Genomic DNA, 14,409 nt, shown 5'->3' with positions numbered 1-14,409 from the left:
TCCTTACTGGGCGGCGGCCGCCCGCGCCGCGGCCTCCTGTTCGGCCGAGGCCGCCACCATCTCCCGCACCTTCGCCATCAGGTTCTCGCGCGCCATCTCGTAGCCGAGTTCGGTCGCGCTGGCGAAACCGACCGCGTCGGTGCCGCCATGGCTCTTGATGACGATGCCCTCGAGCCCGAGGAACACGCCGCCATTGACCTTGCGCGGGTCCATCTTGTCCTTCAGCGCCGCAAAGGCGCTGCGCGCGAAGAGATACCCGATCTTGGCCATCAGCGAGCGGCTCATCGCCGCCTTGAGATAGGAACTGATTTGCCGGGCGGTACCCTCCGCCGTCTTCAGCGCGATGTTTCCGGTGAAGCCCTCGGTGACGACGACGTCGACCGTGCCCTTGCCGAGGTCGTCGCCCTCGACGAAGCCGTGATAGTTGAGATGCGGCAGGTCAAGCTCGCGCAGGATGCGCCCGGCCTCCTTGACCGCCTCGACGCCCTTGATCTCCTCGACGCCGACATTGAGCAGGCCGACCGTCGGCCGGTCGAGATCGAAGATCACCCGCGCCATGGCCGCGCCCATCACCGCGAGATCGACGAGATGGCGGGCGTCGGCACCGATCGTCGCGCCGACATCGAGCACCACGCTCTCGCCGCGCACCGTCGGCCACAGGCAGGCGATTGCCGGCCGGTCGACCTCGGGCATCGACTTCAGGCAGAATTTCGACATCGCCATCAGCGCGCCGGTGTTGCCGGCCGAGACGGTGACGTCGGCCTCGCCGGTCTTGGTGGCGTCGATCGCGCGCCACATCGAGGATTTGTAGCGGCCATAGCGCAGCGCCTGGCTCGGCTTGTCGTCCATCTTCACCGACACCTCGGTGTGGTGGAAGGTCGTCACGGCCTTGAGCCTGGGGTGCTGGTCGAGCAGCGGCAGCACCTGCCCCTCGTCCCCGAAGATCACGAAGCGCGCATCGGGACGACGCTCCAGCGTCAGCGCGGCGCCGGGGATGACGATGGCAGGGCCATGGTCTCCGCCCATCGCATCGAGCGCGATTGTAACCGGTCGTGTCATGGAGTGATGGTTGATCCCAGGAGCGGCCGACCTGCTTGCCGGGGCGGCTCGATGCGGGCGGGACAATAGCGACTTGGGCGTCCGCCGCAAGCCGCCCGGCGCCCCGGACGAGACCTCATTCGCCGCGCTTGAGCCGCGCCAGCATGGCGAAGGGCGATTCGGGCGGCGTCTCCGGTGCCGGCTCGGCGAAGACCGCTCCGGGCTTGCGCGGGTAAGGATCGAGCGCGAGCGCCAGGAATTCGAGCGTCACGGCGCCGAGATCGATCGTGCCGTCGACGATCGGCTCCGGCGGGTCCGCCTCGTTGAGCCTGACCTCGATGTCGATCTCCGCCTCGTCCTTGTCGCCCCTGCGCCGTGGCACCTCGGGCTCCTGCGGCGCGAAATCGAGGCTCATCGGCACGGTCAGCGTCACCGGAAAGGCCTCGAGCGTGATGGTGCAGGTCTGGTGGAACGCCGCCGCGATCTCGCCTTCCAGCTTCACCCGCTCGCCGTTGCGGGCGAGCACGTAGCGCGCCTCCAGCGATTCGAGCGCGGGCAGCCCGAGCAGATCGGCGATGCCGGCCCGCTCGGCCGGTTCGGCCTGCACGGTCACGCGCGTGCCGCGCATCTTGATGTCGTCGACATGGATCGGCCGGGTCATCGGCGAAGCGGCTTGTGGGGTCATCGCGCCGTTCCCTCCTGCGCCGCCGGAAACAGGGCGGTCTCGTTCAGGAGCCCTTCGAGATCGAGCCCCGCCAGACGCCGCTGCACGCGCAGCGCATAATCGGACAGCGCGGTCGCGGCCTCCGGCGCGTCCGGCGTGGCGTTGCGGCGCAGCGCCTCGGCGAGCTCGGCCGGCGTGTCCGAGACCAGCGCCGCCTCATAGGCCTGCACCCGCCCGTAGAACATCTGGCCGATCTTCTTCATCCGCTTGGGCACGGCGATGTCGCTGACGCCGCCATTGCGCACCCCGAGTTCGAGATAGGCGAAGTTCGCGTCGACCAGATCCTGCGCGACCTCGTCGGCGGGCGGCGGCAATTCGCGAAGGCGCCGCAGCACGAGAAAGACGTGGAGCGTGAGCGATTCGAAGCGGCCCTCGAAGCTGTCGGCGATGCCGCCTTCGAGATAGAAAGCGGGCTGCCGCGACGCCTCGACCACCCGCGCGAAGACGGCATCGACCGGCGCCTGACGCTTCTCGCGCTTTCCGAACAATCCGAACATGGGGTCAGCACTCTCCGGCCTGAGGCGGCGAAACGTCCTTGCCTTGCCAAAGCCATCCTCGGGCGTTACGCCAACCTTGACCCGTTTGACAAGCGGCGCGGGCCCCGGCCCATCGCCGCAGCGCCACTGGATACCCTCCGCATGAACGCCGTCTCCCGCCGCACAGCCCTCCTCGGCCTCCTCGCGACGACGTCCCTGGCTCTCGCGGCCTGCGGCCCCAATGCCGGCGGCTTCAAGCTCGCGACCTCGTCGGGCATGAACGAGGAATTCAAGCGCGGCTTCGTCGCCGACGATGCGCTGATCTCCCAGATCAAGGTCGGCATGGACGTGCAGCAGGTGCTGTCCATCCTCGGGACGCCCTCGACGACGTCGACGGTCGGCAACCGGACCTTCTACTACATCAGCCAGACGGTCTATCGCCGCTTCCAGTTCCAGGAGCTGACGGTCGTCGACCAGACCGTGCTGGTGATCTCCTTCAACAAGGGCTTCAAGGTCGAACGCATCGCCAATTACGGCCTGCAGGACGGCGTGATCTTCGACTTCATCAGCCGCACCACCGCCACCGGCGGCGAGGAGCAGAGCTTCCTGCGCAACCTCTTCCGCGGCGTGACGCGCTTCAACCCGCTGGGGGCGTGAGGCGCCTCGCCATCATCGAGACACCACAAAGCCCGCGGCCTGCGCCGCGGGCTTTTTTCGTTGCGGCGCGCGGGCGGACTCAGGTGGGATTGCGGCGGCCGCGGGCCGGCATTGTCATCGCCAGGACGCCGCCGACGATCAGGACGAGGCCGGCCCAGGCCGTCGGTGCCAGGCTCTCGCCGAGGACAACCATGCCGATCAGCACGCCGGTCGGCACCCGCAGATAGGCCACCGACGTCGTCGCGACCGAGCCCAGCCGGGCGATCAGGCGGAAATAGATCACGAAGGCGAGCGCGGTCGAGGCGACCGACAGCGCGAGCAGCGCCTGGATCGAGGCGCCGGAGGGCGCCAGGGTCCAGGGTCGGTCTACGGCGAGGCTGAGCGGGATCAGGAGGGCTGCCCCGCAGATGAGGGAGCCGGCCGCCGGCATGATCGGGTCCAGCGCCTTGAAGTGACGCCCGAACAGCGCCGCGCCGCCATAGCAGAGGCTGGCCGCGACGAGCGCGAGCTGGGCAGCGAGATCGGCCCCGAAGCCCGCCATTGCCTCGGTGCCGACGATCAGCAGGGTCCCCGCCAGGCCCGACGCGATGCCGGCGAGCTTGAGCAGCGACAGTCGCTCGCCCGTTCCCGCGAGCAGACCCAGAACCACGACGAAGATCGGGCTGGTCGAGCTCAGGATCGTCGCCAGCCCCGCCTCGACGCTGCGCTCGGCCCAGGCGATCAACGTGAACGGCAGGACGCTGTTGAGGCAGGCCTGGACCAGGAAGAGCCGCCAGGTCGCGCCATCGCGCGGCAGGCGCAGGCCGCGCCAGCGGAGCACCGCGAGCAGGATCGCACCCGCCAGCAGCGTGCGCGCCGCGATCAGCGTCACCGGCGGAATCGTCTCCACGCCGACTTTGATAAAGCTGTAGGAGCCGCCCCAGAGCGTGGCGAGGAGGAGCAGAAGGGCAAGGTCGGAGAAGCTCCCTGCCCCGGAGCGGGGTGCGGCAGCGGCGGTGGATGGGATCATGTGAGGTCTCCTGTGATGGAGACGTCATGCGCTCCGGGGCGCGCGCTGGCTTGCGGGAACGCTACGGGGACGGCGGTAGCGTCGGGGGCAGATTGGCGCGGCCTACCGGTGACTCGGACTCATCGGATCCTCGTCCGACCACGATCCGTCTTTCTGTGCGCTCGTCAAAGACCATCGACGATCCTGTCGACGTCACGCGCGGCGTGGACGACCCTCAAAATCTCGACCAAGCCGTTCCGGACACGATAGAAAATCAGGTAGTCGGCATAAGGAGCACGCCGGATCTCGCGATCGGCACGGTGCATCAGGAGGGGATAACGTTCAGGCTGCGCGAGCAAAGTGGCGCAGAACCCTTCCAGCGCCGCGATGAAACGCAGGGCCTGCCGACGGCTGTCTCGAGCGATGTAGTCACCAACCTCGTAGAGGTCGCGCCTCGCCGCCGCCGTGAAGGCAAGTTTCATCACTCGCTCGGCGCTTCTTCGCCGTAGCGGGCGCGCAGTTCGCCAAAAACATCGTCTCCCGCGAACATCCGTCCGGCCTGCGCGTCGGCTAGCCCGGCGTCGAGCATGAGGTCGAGCGCCTGAAGCCGCTTTTCACGCTCTTCGACCAAGCGGACCCCCTCCCGCAAGATCTCGCTTTTCGAGTTGTAGCGCCCCGATGCCACCAGCGTTTCGAGGAGTTGTTCCAGGCGAGTCCCGAGATCTGCGCTGACGGCCATTCACATGCCTCCCATAAGTGAATTCAATATCTATTATTAACCGATCAGGGCGGCCCAGCCAATGAAAAACCCCGCGGATCGCTCCGCGGGGTCGACGATGATCGCGATGGGCGCTCGGCTCAGCTGTGAGCCAGGATCGCCAGCAGCAGCAGCGCGATGATGTTGGTGATCTTGATCGCCGGGTTCACGGCGGGGCCCGCCGTGTCCTTATAGGGGTCGCCGACAGTGTCGCCGGTGACGGAGGCCTTGTGCGCCTCGGAGCCCTTCATGTGGCGCACCCCGTCCTTGTCGACGAAGCCGTCCTCGAAGGACTTCTTGGCATTGTCCCAGGCGCCGCCGCCCGAGGTCATCGAGATCGCGACGAAGATGCCGGTGACGATGACGCCCATCAGCATGGCGCCGACGGCCGCGAAGGCCTGGTTCTTGCCGGCGATGGCGTTGATCGCGAAGAAGGTCACGATCGGCGCGAGCACAGGCAGAAGCGAGGGCACGATCATCTCCTTGATCGCCGCCTTGGTCAGGAGATCGACGGCGCGGGCATAATCGGGCCGCTCGGTGCCGTCCATGATGCCCGGCTTCTCCTTGAACTGGCGCCGGACCTCCTCGACGACGGAGCCCGCCGCGCGCCCCACCGCCGTCATGCCCATGCCGGCGAAGAGGAAGGGGATCAGGCCGCCGAGCAGCAGGCCGACGACGACATAGGGGTTGGACAGCGAGAAATCGACGACCACGCCCTTGAAGTACTGGAACGAGGTCGAGCCCGCCTTGTTGGCCTCCGCCACAAAGAAGTTGAGGTCGGAGGTATAGGCCGCGAAGAGCACCAGAGCGCCCAGACCCGCCGAGCCGATCGCATAGCCCTTGGTGATCGCCTTGGTGGTGTTGCCGACGGCGTCGAGCGCGTCGGTGGAGTGGCGGACCTCCTTGGGCAGGCCGGCCATCTCGGCGATGCCGCCGGCATTGTCGGTGACAGGGCCGAAGGCGTCGAGCGCGACGACGACGCCCGCCAGCGCCAGCATGGCGGTGGTGGCAATCGCGATGCCGAACAGGCCGGCGAGGCCATAGGAGACGATGATGCCGGCGATGATCACGATCGTCGGCAGGGCGGTGGATTCCAGGGAGACCGCGAGGCCCTGGATGACGTTGGTGCCGTGGCCGGTGACCGAGGCCTGGGCGATCGAGACCACCGGGCGCTTGCCGGTGCCGGTGTAGTACTCGGTGATGACGACGATCAGCAGCGTGACGGCAAGACCGACCAGCGCGCAGGCGAAGAGCCCGCCCGAGGTGAAGGTGACGCCCTGCACGGTGGTGAAGGAGGCCGAGAAGCCGCCGAACATCAGATAGTTCACGGCTGCGATCGCGCCGATCGAGAGCACGCCGGCGGCGATGAAGCCCTTGTAGAGCGCGCCCATGATCGACTGGTTGGCGCCGAGCTTGACGAAGAAGGTGCCGATGATCGAGGTCACGATGCAGGCTGCGCCGATCGCCATCGGGTAGAGCATCATCGTGCCGAGCGTGGCCTGGCCGGCGAAGAAGATCGCGGCCAGAACCATCGTGGCGACCAGCGTCACCGCATAGGTCTCGAACAGGTCGGCCGCCATGCCGGCGCAGTCGCCGACATTGTCGCCGACATTGTCGGCGATGGTGGCCGGGTTGCGCGGATCATCCTCGGGAATGCCGGCCTCGACCTTGCCGACGAGGTCGGCGCCGACATCGGCTCCTTTAGTGAAGATGCCGCCGCCGAGACGGGCGAAGATCGAGATCAGCGAGGCACCGAGGCCGAGCGCCACGAGCGAATCGATGACGACGCGGCTCGAGGGCGAGAAGCCCAGCATCGAGGTCAGCACGCCGTAATAGACGGCGACGCCGAGCAGGGCGAGGCCGGCGACCAGCATGCCGGTGACGGCGCCGGCCTTGAAGGCGACGTCGAGCCCCTCGCCGAGCGACTGCATGGCGGCCTGGGCGGTGCGGACGTTCGCGCGCACCGAGACGTTCATGCCGATGAAGCCGGCCATGCCGGACAGGACGGCGCCGATCAGGAAGCCAATCGCGACCCACTGCCCCAGCAGATAGGCGAGCGCGACGAAGAGCACGACACCGACCATGCCGATGGTGATGTACTGGCGCTTCAGATAGGCCTGCGCACCCTCGGCGACCGCGGCCGCGATCTCCTGCATGCGCTGGTTGCCGGCATCGCGCTTCATGACGTCGGCATAGGCCCAGACGCCATAGGCGATCGATAAAGCACTTAAGACGATGATGATAAGCAGGGCTGACATTCGGTTTCCTGACCTTGAGCTTCCGACCGAGAGGGAGCGCTGTCGCTCCTCATTTGCCGCTTTGGACGCCAGGCACAGGAAATGCGGGCCGAAAGACTAATCGGCCCGCTTCGCGTCGCCAGTGTCGGGCGAATTTGTGGCAAGTTTCGCAAGGAAGCGCAAACGCGATGACGCGTGGGCGCAATGCCGGAGCCGGGGAACCATGACGATGTCGAAGCCTGCCGCGCCCCTGCAGACCGCATCCCCCGCCGGGCCTGCGCCCATGCCCTATGCCTGGCCAGCCGGAAAGGCCTCCGCCGCCTGGATCAGCATCGACGTCGACGCCGACACGCCGCTGCTCTGGCGCCTGCGCGAGACCGGGGATGACGGCTATCTCTCCGAGCGGGAACAGCGGCAATACGGGCTGCGGGCGGGGCTGCAGCACCTGCTGCAGGTCCTGGCGCGCCACGAAGTCCAGGCGACCTTCTTCGTGCCGGGCCTGATCGCCGCGCGTCAGCCGGCGCTGCTGCCGGATCTGGTCGCGGCCGGGCACGAAGTCGGCCTGCACGGTTTCGCCCATGAGGCGACACGCGAGATTTCGACCGAGACCTTCGGCGAGGCGCTCGAAGCCTCGCTCGCAACCTTCGTGGCGCAGACGGGGCAACGGCCGGCCGGGTTTCGCGCACCGGGGTGGGAGCTGACGCGGCCGATGCATGCGCTCCTGCGCGCGCAGGGGCTCTATGACAGTTCGCTCGCCGGGCTCGACCACCCCTACACGCTCGACGGCGTTCTGGAACTGCCGGTGTCGTGGAACCGCGAGGACACGGCCCGCTTCAAGATGACCGGCCTCGACGCCCGCTGGCCACCGACGAGCCCGGTCGTGGTGCTGCAGGAGTGGCTGTTCGACTGGGAGGCCTGCGCCGCGGCCGGCGGCCTGTTCACGCTGACGCTGCACGACTGGGTTTCGGGTCGCCCCGGCCCGGCGCGGGTCCTGGACCAGCTGCTGGCCCGCATCCGCCAGGACGCGACGGCCTGGATCACGACCGGCGCGGACCTCGCGGCCCATGACCGGACGATCGATCCCGCGCGGCGGCGGGCCTTCTCTTCGGCCGGGCCGTGACGATCGTCGCGCTCAGACGGTGGCCGGCCGGGCGCCCGCGCCTGCCAGAGAACCAGCGCCATCGCCACCGCGACGGGCGGAAACACCAGCCAGTTCACGCTCGCCCAGCCGCCGGCATGGAGCAGCCCGCCCGAGGAGAAGGAGGCGATCGCGACCGAGCCGAAGACCAGGAAATCATTGGCGGCCTGGACCTTCACCCGCTCCTCGGGTCGGTAGCAGTCTGTCACCAGCGCGGTCGCGCCGATGAAGCCGAAGTTCCAGCCGACCCCGAGCACGACCAGCGCGATCCAGAAATGCGCGACGCTGAGGCCGGTGAGCCCGATCACCGCGGCGAGCGCGGTGAGCAGCAGCCCGGCGATGGTGACCTGGGCCTTGCCGAAGCGCGCGATCAACCGGCCGGTGAAGAAACTCGGCCCGAACATCGCCAGCACATGCCACTGGATGCCGAGCGCGGCGTCGCCGACCGAATGGCCGCAGCCGACCATGGCGAGCGGCGCGGCCGTCATCACGAAGCTCATCAGCCCGTAGGTCACCAGCGCCGCCGTCACCGAGGCGATGAATTTCGGCTGCCGCATGATCTCGGGCAAAGGCCGCCCGCCACTCGCCTTGACCTGTGCCACCGGCGGGGCGCGCAGTTGCAGGATGACGAGCATGGCGATCAGCGCCAGAGCGGCCTGGGCGAGGAAGCTGGCGGCGAAGGGCGCGGCCGGCGTCAGATCGCGCGTCCAGTAGACCGATTGCGGGCCGATGACGCCGGCTGCGATGCCGCCGATCATGACCCAGGAGATCGCCCGCGGGCGGAAGCTCTCGGTCGCGGCGTCGGCGGCGGCAAAGCGGTAGCTCTGGACGAAGGCGCCGTAGAGACCGCAGGCGAAGGTGCCTAGGCAGAACAGCCAGAACAGCCGCGTGCTGGCGCCGGCCGCCGCGACGCTGGCGGCGGTCGCGCCGATCAGCGCGCCGATGAGATAGCCGTTGCGACGGCCGTGACGGCGCATCAGCATGGCCGCGGGAATGACGCCGACGGCGATGCCGAGCTGCATCAGGCTCACCGGCACGGTGGCGAAGGTCTGGTCGGTGACGAGCTGCGAGCCGACGATGCCGCCGAGCGAGATCACGATCGAGGGGCTGGCGCCGCCGAGCGCCTGGGCGCAGGCCAGGACGACAGAGTTGCGCTTGGCGAGCGCATCTGCGTCTGCGACCGGAACATGCTGGTTCATGGTTCTGCCGTCCCTGCGAAGGCGGCTTGAGGGCCGGCTTCAGAAATGAGCGAAGGAGCCGGCCGCGAAACTGCGCGCCCCGCCCTTCTCGCGATACTGTACGGCGCCCGTCGCCCCGGTCACCACGCCGATGGCCGTCAGCGCGATGCCGGCGGCCGCGGCCGCTGAGGCCAGAGCAGGATATTCTCCCTGCGAGGCTGTGCAGAGAATTTCGTAGTCGTCTCCACCGGTCCAGGCCAGTTCCGCCAGCGCAGGATCGGCCATGATCGCAGCGCGCGCCGCCTCCGACAGCGGGACGGCATCGAGATCGACCTCGGCGCCCGTGCCCGAGGCCTTCAGCAGCTTGGCGAGGTCGCCGACCAGCCCGTCGGACACATCCATCGCCGCGGAGGCATGGGCCTGCAACCCGGCGGCGAGACGCAGCCGCGGCTGCGGATGGAGATAACGATCCGCCAGCGCCGCGCGATGCGCCTCCGACAGCCCTGCCGCCCAGGGCGGAGCGGCCGGGCCATGGACCTTCAGGCCGAGCGCGCCGTCACCAATCGTGCCCGAGACGGCGAGGACATCGCCCGGCTTTGCGCCGGAGCGCAGCACCATCCGACCGGCCGGAACGCTGCCGAAAGCGGTGATCGAGAGCGTCAGCGGTCCCGGCGTCGAGACGGTGTCGCCGCCGATCAGCGGGCAGCCTGCCTCATCGGCCGCCTGCTTCAGCCCGGCGGCAAAGGCGGCGAGCCAGCTGTCGGTCCAGCCCTTCGGCAAGGCGAGCGCCAGCACGAAGCCCTCAGGCTTTGCGCCCTTGGCGGCGAGATCGGAGAGATTGACCGCCAGCGCCTTGCGGGCGATCGAGCCCGGCGGATCATCGGGGAAGAAATGGACGCCGGCGACCACTGCATCGGCGGTGACGACGATCTCGTAGCCGCGCGCCGGCCGCAGCAGCCCGGCATCATCGACCAGCCCGAGCCCGCCCGGCCCGGCTATCGGGGCGAAATGGCGGGCGATCAGCTCGAATTCGCCGGGGCGTTCGCGGGTTTCCACCGTCATCCGCAGGCCTTTCCGTCATTGCGAGGAGCGAAGGGACGAAGCAATCCAGGAGCGCTGGTGCCCTGTCTCCTCTGGATTGCTTCGCTACGCTCGCAATGACGAGTATCACGCCGCGGGCGCGTCGAACTCGTCGGTGCGGAAATCGCGGGCGAGCCGGTCGAGCACGGCGTTGACCATGCCGATCTCCTCGCCCTCGTAGAAGGCGCGCGCGACCGCGACATATTCCGAGATCACGGCGCGGGCCGGCACGTCCTTGCGGAAGGCCAGTTCATAGGCGCCGGCGCGGAAGATCGCGCGCACGACCGCCTCGATCCGCTTCAGCGGCCAGCCGGAGGCCAGGGCCTCGTCCACCGAGCGGTCGACCAGGCGCTGCTCGCGCACGACGCCGCCCAGCAGGTCGCGGAAGAAGGCGATCTCGGCCTTGGGCAGCTCGATGTCCTCGACCAGCTTGCCGATCCAGAACGCCTCGAACTCGGCCATGGCCTCGACCACGCCACGCCCGCCGATCTCCATCTCGTAGAGCGCCTGCACGACCGATAGCCGGGCGCCGCGGCGCATCTCGGCGCGGTTGGATTCGGGCCTGCTCATGTGGATTGTTCCCCGAGCGAGCGCTTGTAGCGCAGGACCGCCAACGCCGCTTCCGCTGCGCCGCCGCCCTTGTCCATCTCCGAGCGGTTGGCGCGGGCCCAGGCCTGCGCCTCGTTCTCGACGGTGAGAATGCCATTGCCGAGCGGCAGGGCGAAGGCGACCGAGAGGTCCATGAGCGCGCGCGAGCTCTCGCCGGCGACGATGTCGTAATGGCCGGTCTCGCCGCGGATCACGGTGCCGAGCGCGACCACCGCCTCATAGGGGTCGACCGCCTCGTCGGCGGCGCGCAGGCCGATGACGATGGCGGAGGGGATTTCGAGCGCGCCGGGAACGGTGACGACATCGACGCGGCAGCCCGCCTTGTCGAGCACGGCGCGTGCGCCTTCCAGCAGTTCGTCGGCGAGCGTGTCGTAGAAGCGCGCCTCGACCACGAGAACGCGCGCGCCGTCGAGATCGACGGCCGAAGTTGCGGCCGGTGCGGCCGAGGATTGCCGGGGTCCGGCCATGGTTCTTGTCCTATTCGAAAGAATGAGGCCGCTGGTTAGACCTCCGCACGCGCCTCCGCAAGCCGCGCGGCGTAGCGCGCCATCAGATCGACCTCGACATGGACGGGATCGCCCGCCTTCCGCTGCCCCCAGGTGGTGACCGCGAAGGAGTGCGGGATCAGGAGCACGGTGAAGACGTCCTCCTCGACCGTGTTGACGGTCAGCGAGGTGCCGTCGAGGCAGATCGAGCCCTTGGCGGCGATGAAGCGCGGCAATCCCTTCGGCGCGCGGACGTGGAACCGGGCGGTCGCGCCCCAGGGCTCGTCGGGATCGGGGGCGATCGGCTCGATCGTCAGGATCTGGCCGACGCCGTCGACATGGCCGGTGACGAGATGGCCGCCGAGCTCATCGCCGACCTTCAGCGAGCGCTCGAGATTGATCGCGCTGCCGACCTCCCATTCCCCGACCAGCGTCTTCGACAGGGTTTCGGCCGCGGCCTCGACCTGGAAGATGCAGCCGGGCTCGCCATCGGTGCGCGGCCGCAGCGCCGTCACCGTCAGGCAGACGCCAGCGCAGGCGATCGAGGCGCCGATCTCGATGCCGGCAGCCTCATAGGGGCAGGCGATGGCCAGCCGCTTCAGGCTCGGGCCCTTGCGTTCGCTCTCGACGACGGTGCCGATGGCGGTGACGATGCCAGTGAACATCAGCCTGTCCTCACGAAATGCTCGAAACGGTCGTGACCGATCAGGCCGGTCTCCGCAAGGCGGTAGAGATCGGGGTTGGCCAGCGCCGCTGCAAGGCCCGGCCGCACGGCGACGATGCCGGGCTGGCCGAGCGCATTCGGCGAGGTCGAGACCACGACCTCGTCGAGCAGCCCGGCGCGCGCGAGCGTCTCCGCGACCGTCGGCCCGCCTTCCGAAAAGACGCGGGTAATGCCGCGCGTCCCCAGCAGGCTCAGCGCCTCGGCGAGATCGAGATGGCCGTGAGCGTCGGCGGAGACGCGCATCACCTCGGCCCCGGCGGCGACCAGCGCCCTCTCGCGCTCGACCGGTGCCGTCTCGGCGGCCACCACCCAGAGCGGGACCTCGGCCGCCGTCCGCACCAGTTGCGAGGCCACGGGCAGCCGCAACTGCGAATCGAGCACGACACGCACCGGCGAGCGTTCCGCCATCCCCGGCAGGCGCACGGTCAGGAGCGGATCGTCGGCCAGCACCGAGCCGATGCCCAGCATGATCGCGTCATGATGGGCGCGCTGGAGATGGACCCAGCCATTCGCCTCGGGACAGGACACCGCGAGCCGCGCCCCGCCCGGCCCGCCGGCATAGCCATCGGCCGTGCGCGCGATCTTGAAGGTCACCATCGGCCGGCCGCGCGTCACGCGCAGGACATGGCCGCGATGGACCCGTTGCGCCTGCGCCTCCAGCACGCCGGTCGTGACCGCGATGCCGGCCGTGCGCAGCAGGGCGAAGCCCAGCCCCTGGAAGCGGGGATTGGGGTCGGCCATCGCCGCGACGACGCGCCGGACACCGGCGAGGATGGTGCGCTCGACGCAAGGCGTCGCGGCCCGGATCGTGCGATGGGAGCAGGGTTCCAGCGTGACGTAGAGCGTGCCGCCGGCCGCGGCGCTGGGGCCGGCCCGGTCGAAGGCGTTGGCCTCGCCATGGGGGCGCCCGCCGGGCTGGGTATGGCCGCGCGCGACGATGACCGGCCCGTCGGCCGTGTCCTGCGTCACCAGCGCGCCCACGCAGGGGTTCGGCCAGGTCGTGCCCTGTCCGCGTGCCCCGAAGGCCAGCGCCTGGCGCATGAACTCGCGGTCGATGGCGGCGCGGTCCGCGGGGCCTCAGCCATCGGCCCGGGGCGGCAGCGGGACGGCCTCGCCCGCCTCCTCGTCGCTGCTGAGCTGGTCGAGGATCGCCTCGAAATCGCGGGCCTCGCGGAAATTCTTGTAGACCGAGGCGAAGCGGACATAGGCGACGTCGTCCAGTGCCTTCAGCCCCTCCATGACGAGCTCGCCGATGGCGGAGCTGGTGATCTCGCCCTCCCCCGAGCTTTCGAGCTGGCGCACGATGCCGTTGACCATGCGCTCGATCCGCTCGGGCGCGACGGCGCGCTTGCGCAACGCCACCTCGATCGAGGTCTGCAGCTTGTCGCGGTCGAAGACCGTCCGCCGGCCCGAGCGCTTGACCACGGTCAGCTCGCGCAGTTGCACCCGCTCGAAGGTGGTGAAGCGGCCGCCGCAATCGGGGCAGACGCGGCGGCGGCGGATGGCGGCGGAATCGTCGGTCGGGCGCGAATCCTTCACCTGCGTGTCGAGGGAGCCGCAATAGGGACAGCGCATGGCGGGCCTTCAGTCCTCTTCAGAGCTCTTCGCGGGCCAAAGCAGCCCTCAGATTGGCGGTAGACCAGGATGGCCATCCTGTTCCGGCGAAGTCGCGATCGTGAGACCAGATGTCAGCCTCCGCCAGCCATCCGAGCGCCAGGACGTGCGCATCGGCCGAACTCCCATTGCGGGAGGCGGGCGCTAGCATCAGCGTCTTCGCGGCCTCGGGGATGAGGCGTGAATACTCCGTCTCTGCGACAATCTTCAAATCATCAACCAGCTTTGGAGCAAACAAAGCGGTCGGATGCCCGTCTTCGACCAGGCGCATCGCAACTTTGTCGATTTCGTCCACGGCGCGCTGGGAGATTGCCAGGAGGCGGTGCCGGGCCACGACCGCGAGAACATCCCCTCCGCGCAACCCCAGCGCGCAGCTCAAGACGATGTTTGCGTCGACGACCAATATGGCGGAAGGCGGTCTCACCTCAGACTTCGCGTTCTTCCAGCCACCGCTCCAGTTCAGCCGTCTGTTCGACCGTGCGGTCCTTCGTCAGATCGCGCACAGTCTTCAGCAGCTCCGCAACCTGAGCCGCGCGGTCCGACCCGCTCGGGTCAATTACCGCGTCGATCGAGGCGCCTCGCTGCGAAAACGGGTCCGGAAGCGAAACCGCGCCAGCCGCAGCGAGCCGGCGCAGTTCCTCGATTGTGATCGTCGTCATGATCAACCCTCGTCTGTGATCATCATACCACGATCTGGCAACGAC

The 14,409-nt window shown here is 68.8% G+C and carries 17 protein-coding genes and 1 pseudogene; 2 read left to right on the top strand and 16 right to left on the bottom strand.

Features of this window, described 5'->3' with window-relative positions; translation table 11 throughout:
• Window positions 1–3 precede the first annotated feature (3 nt).
• From plsX to BSY19_RS14585, 3 genes are all read right to left on the bottom strand, one after another.
• Complete coding sequence (gene plsX / locus BSY19_RS14595) at window positions 4–1,059, bottom strand: phosphate acyltransferase PlsX (protein ID WP_069054797.1); 1,056 nt, start codon at window positions 1,057–1,059, stop codon at window positions 4–6.
• 115 nt (window positions 1,060–1,174) lie between these two features.
• Window positions 1,175–1,723, bottom strand: a complete 549-nt coding sequence (locus BSY19_RS14590) for a YceD family protein (RefSeq protein WP_069054796.1) — start codon at window positions 1,721–1,723, stop codon at window positions 1,175–1,177.
• Complete coding sequence (locus tag BSY19_RS14585) at window positions 1,720–2,259, bottom strand: ubiquinol-cytochrome C chaperone family protein (protein WP_069054795.1); 540 nt, start codon at window positions 2,257–2,259, stop codon at window positions 1,720–1,722. Before BSY19_RS14585 ends, BSY19_RS14590 begins: the two co-directional genes overlap by 4 nt.
• A 141-nt stretch (window positions 2,260–2,400) precedes the next feature.
• Here BSY19_RS14585 and BSY19_RS14580 point away from each other — a divergent pair, with 141 nt between their 5' ends.
• Window positions 2,401–2,895 carry an outer membrane protein assembly factor BamE gene (locus tag BSY19_RS14580; RefSeq protein WP_069054794.1) on the top strand — a complete coding sequence of 165 codons (495 nt, stop codon included), beginning with the start codon at window positions 2,401–2,403 and terminating at the stop codon, window positions 2,893–2,895.
• A gap of 79 nt (window positions 2,896–2,974) precedes the next feature.
• Here the strand turns inward: BSY19_RS14580 and BSY19_RS14575 are convergent, their stop codons facing one another.
• From BSY19_RS14575 to BSY19_RS14560, 4 genes are all read right to left on the bottom strand, one after another.
• Window positions 2,975–3,904, bottom strand: a complete 930-nt coding sequence (locus tag BSY19_RS14575) for a DMT family transporter (RefSeq protein WP_069054793.1) — start codon at window positions 3,902–3,904, stop codon at window positions 2,975–2,977.
• Between the two features lie 164 nt (window positions 3,905–4,068).
• Window positions 4,069–4,365, bottom strand: coding sequence for a type II toxin-antitoxin system RelE/ParE family toxin (locus BSY19_RS14570; protein WP_069054792.1), 297 nt, complete (start codon window positions 4,363–4,365; stop codon window positions 4,069–4,071).
• Complete coding sequence (locus BSY19_RS14565) at window positions 4,365–4,622, bottom strand: type II toxin-antitoxin system ParD family antitoxin (protein WP_069054791.1); 258 nt, start codon at window positions 4,620–4,622, stop codon at window positions 4,365–4,367. Before BSY19_RS14565 ends, BSY19_RS14570 begins: the two co-directional genes overlap by 1 nt.
• A 119-nt stretch (window positions 4,623–4,741) precedes the next feature.
• Window positions 4,742–6,898, bottom strand: coding sequence for a sodium-translocating pyrophosphatase (locus tag BSY19_RS14560; RefSeq protein WP_069054790.1), 2,157 nt, complete (start codon window positions 6,896–6,898; stop codon window positions 4,742–4,744).
• Window positions 6,899–7,100: 202 nt separating this feature from the next.
• Here BSY19_RS14560 and BSY19_RS28375 point away from each other — a divergent pair.
• Window positions 7,101–7,604, top strand: a pseudogene (locus tag BSY19_RS28375) (polysaccharide deacetylase family protein); the annotation flags it as partial.
• A gap of 44 nt (window positions 7,605–7,648) precedes the next feature.
• On the opposite strand, the gene BSY19_RS14555 reads toward BSY19_RS28375, so the two are convergent.
• The 9 genes from BSY19_RS14555 to BSY19_RS14515 form a co-directional block, all read right to left on the bottom strand.
• Window positions 7,649–9,214, bottom strand: a complete 1,566-nt coding sequence (locus BSY19_RS14555) for an MFS transporter (RefSeq protein WP_069054789.1) — start codon at window positions 9,212–9,214, stop codon at window positions 7,649–7,651.
• A 39-nt stretch (window positions 9,215–9,253) separates the two neighbouring features.
• Window positions 9,254–10,255, bottom strand: a complete 1,002-nt coding sequence (gene thiL, locus BSY19_RS14550; RefSeq protein ID WP_069054788.1) for a thiamine-phosphate kinase — start codon at window positions 10,253–10,255, stop codon at window positions 9,254–9,256.
• Between the two features lie 105 nt (window positions 10,256–10,360).
• Window positions 10,361–10,843, bottom strand: a complete 483-nt coding sequence (nusB, locus tag BSY19_RS14545) for a transcription antitermination factor NusB (protein ID WP_083247619.1) — start codon at window positions 10,841–10,843, stop codon at window positions 10,361–10,363.
• Entirely contained in the window at window positions 10,840–11,349 is a 510-nt protein-coding gene (gene ribH, locus BSY19_RS14540) for a 6,7-dimethyl-8-ribityllumazine synthase (protein WP_069054787.1), read from the bottom strand. Before ribH ends, nusB begins: the two co-directional genes overlap by 4 nt.
• A 35-nt stretch (window positions 11,350–11,384) precedes the next feature.
• Window positions 11,385–12,032, bottom strand: coding sequence for a riboflavin synthase (locus tag BSY19_RS14535; protein ID WP_069054786.1), 648 nt, complete (start codon window positions 12,030–12,032; stop codon window positions 11,385–11,387).
• Entirely contained in the window at window positions 12,032–13,132 is a 1,101-nt protein-coding gene (gene ribD / locus BSY19_RS14530) for a bifunctional diaminohydroxyphosphoribosylaminopyrimidine deaminase/5-amino-6-(5-phosphoribosylamino)uracil reductase RibD (RefSeq protein WP_069054785.1), read from the bottom strand. The genes BSY19_RS14535 and ribD overlap by 1 nt, the downstream gene beginning before the upstream one ends.
• A 36-nt stretch (window positions 13,133–13,168) precedes the next feature.
• Entirely contained in the window at window positions 13,169–13,666 is a 498-nt protein-coding gene (gene nrdR, locus BSY19_RS14525; RefSeq protein WP_069054784.1) for a transcriptional regulator NrdR, read from the bottom strand.
• Window positions 13,667–13,685: 19 nt separating this feature from the next.
• Window positions 13,686–14,129: a PIN domain-containing protein gene (locus BSY19_RS14520; RefSeq protein WP_171905145.1), complete on the bottom strand. Its 444-nt coding sequence runs from the start codon at window positions 14,127–14,129 to the stop codon at window positions 13,686–13,688.
• Window position 14,130: 1 nt separating this feature from the next.
• A complete protein-coding gene (locus BSY19_RS14515; protein WP_150129626.1) occupies window positions 14,131–14,364 on the bottom strand; it encodes a hypothetical protein in 234 nt (77 codons plus the stop codon).
• Window positions 14,365–14,409: the final 45 nt, after the last annotated feature.

This window comes from Bosea sp. RAC05, assembly GCF_001713455.1.
In the GTDB taxonomy this organism is placed as follows: domain Bacteria; phylum Pseudomonadota; class Alphaproteobacteria; order Rhizobiales; family Beijerinckiaceae; genus Allobosea.
This window is presented reverse-complemented; position numbering and strand designations above follow the sequence as displayed.

Coding starts and splice junctions, on each gene's coding strand:
- plsX (WP_069054797.1), bottom strand. CDS start 1,059: ATGACACGACCGGTTACAATCGCGCTCGATGCGATGGGCGGAGACCAT.
- BSY19_RS14590 (WP_069054796.1), bottom strand. CDS start 1,723: ATGACCCCACAAGCCGCTTCGCCGATGACCCGGCCGATCCATGTCGAC.
- BSY19_RS14585 (WP_069054795.1), bottom strand. CDS start 2,259: ATGTTCGGATTGTTCGGAAAGCGCGAGAAGCGTCAGGCGCCGGTCGAT.
- BSY19_RS14580 (WP_069054794.1), top strand. CDS start 2,401: ATGAACGCCGTCTCCCGCCGCACAGCCCTCCTCGGCCTCCTCGCGACG.
- BSY19_RS14575 (WP_069054793.1), bottom strand. CDS start 3,904: ATGATCCCATCCACCGCCGCTGCCGCACCCCGCTCCGGGGCAGGGAGC.
- BSY19_RS14570 (WP_069054792.1), bottom strand. CDS start 4,365: ATGAAACTTGCCTTCACGGCGGCGGCGAGGCGCGACCTCTACGAGGTT.
- BSY19_RS14565 (WP_069054791.1), bottom strand. CDS start 4,622: ATGGCCGTCAGCGCAGATCTCGGGACTCGCCTGGAACAACTCCTCGAA.
- BSY19_RS14560 (WP_069054790.1), bottom strand. CDS start 6,898: ATGTCAGCCCTGCTTATCATCATCGTCTTAAGTGCTTTATCGATCGCC.
- BSY19_RS14555 (WP_069054789.1), bottom strand. CDS start 9,214: ATGAACCAGCATGTTCCGGTCGCAGACGCAGATGCGCTCGCCAAGCGC.
- thiL (WP_069054788.1), bottom strand. CDS start 10,255: ATGACGGTGGAAACCCGCGAACGCCCCGGCGAATTCGAGCTGATCGCC.
- nusB (WP_083247619.1), bottom strand. CDS start 10,843: ATGAGCAGGCCCGAATCCAACCGCGCCGAGATGCGCCGCGGCGCCCGG.
- ribH (WP_069054787.1), bottom strand. CDS start 11,349: ATGGCCGGACCCCGGCAATCCTCGGCCGCACCGGCCGCAACTTCGGCC.
- BSY19_RS14535 (WP_069054786.1), bottom strand. CDS start 12,032: ATGTTCACTGGCATCGTCACCGCCATCGGCACCGTCGTCGAGAGCGAA.
- ribD (WP_069054785.1), bottom strand. CDS start 13,132: ATGCGCCAGGCGCTGGCCTTCGGGGCACGCGGACAGGGCACGACCTGG.
- nrdR (WP_069054784.1), bottom strand. CDS start 13,666: ATGCGCTGTCCCTATTGCGGCTCCCTCGACACGCAGGTGAAGGATTCG.
- BSY19_RS14515 (WP_150129626.1), bottom strand. CDS start 14,364: ATGACGACGATCACAATCGAGGAACTGCGCCGGCTCGCTGCGGCTGGC.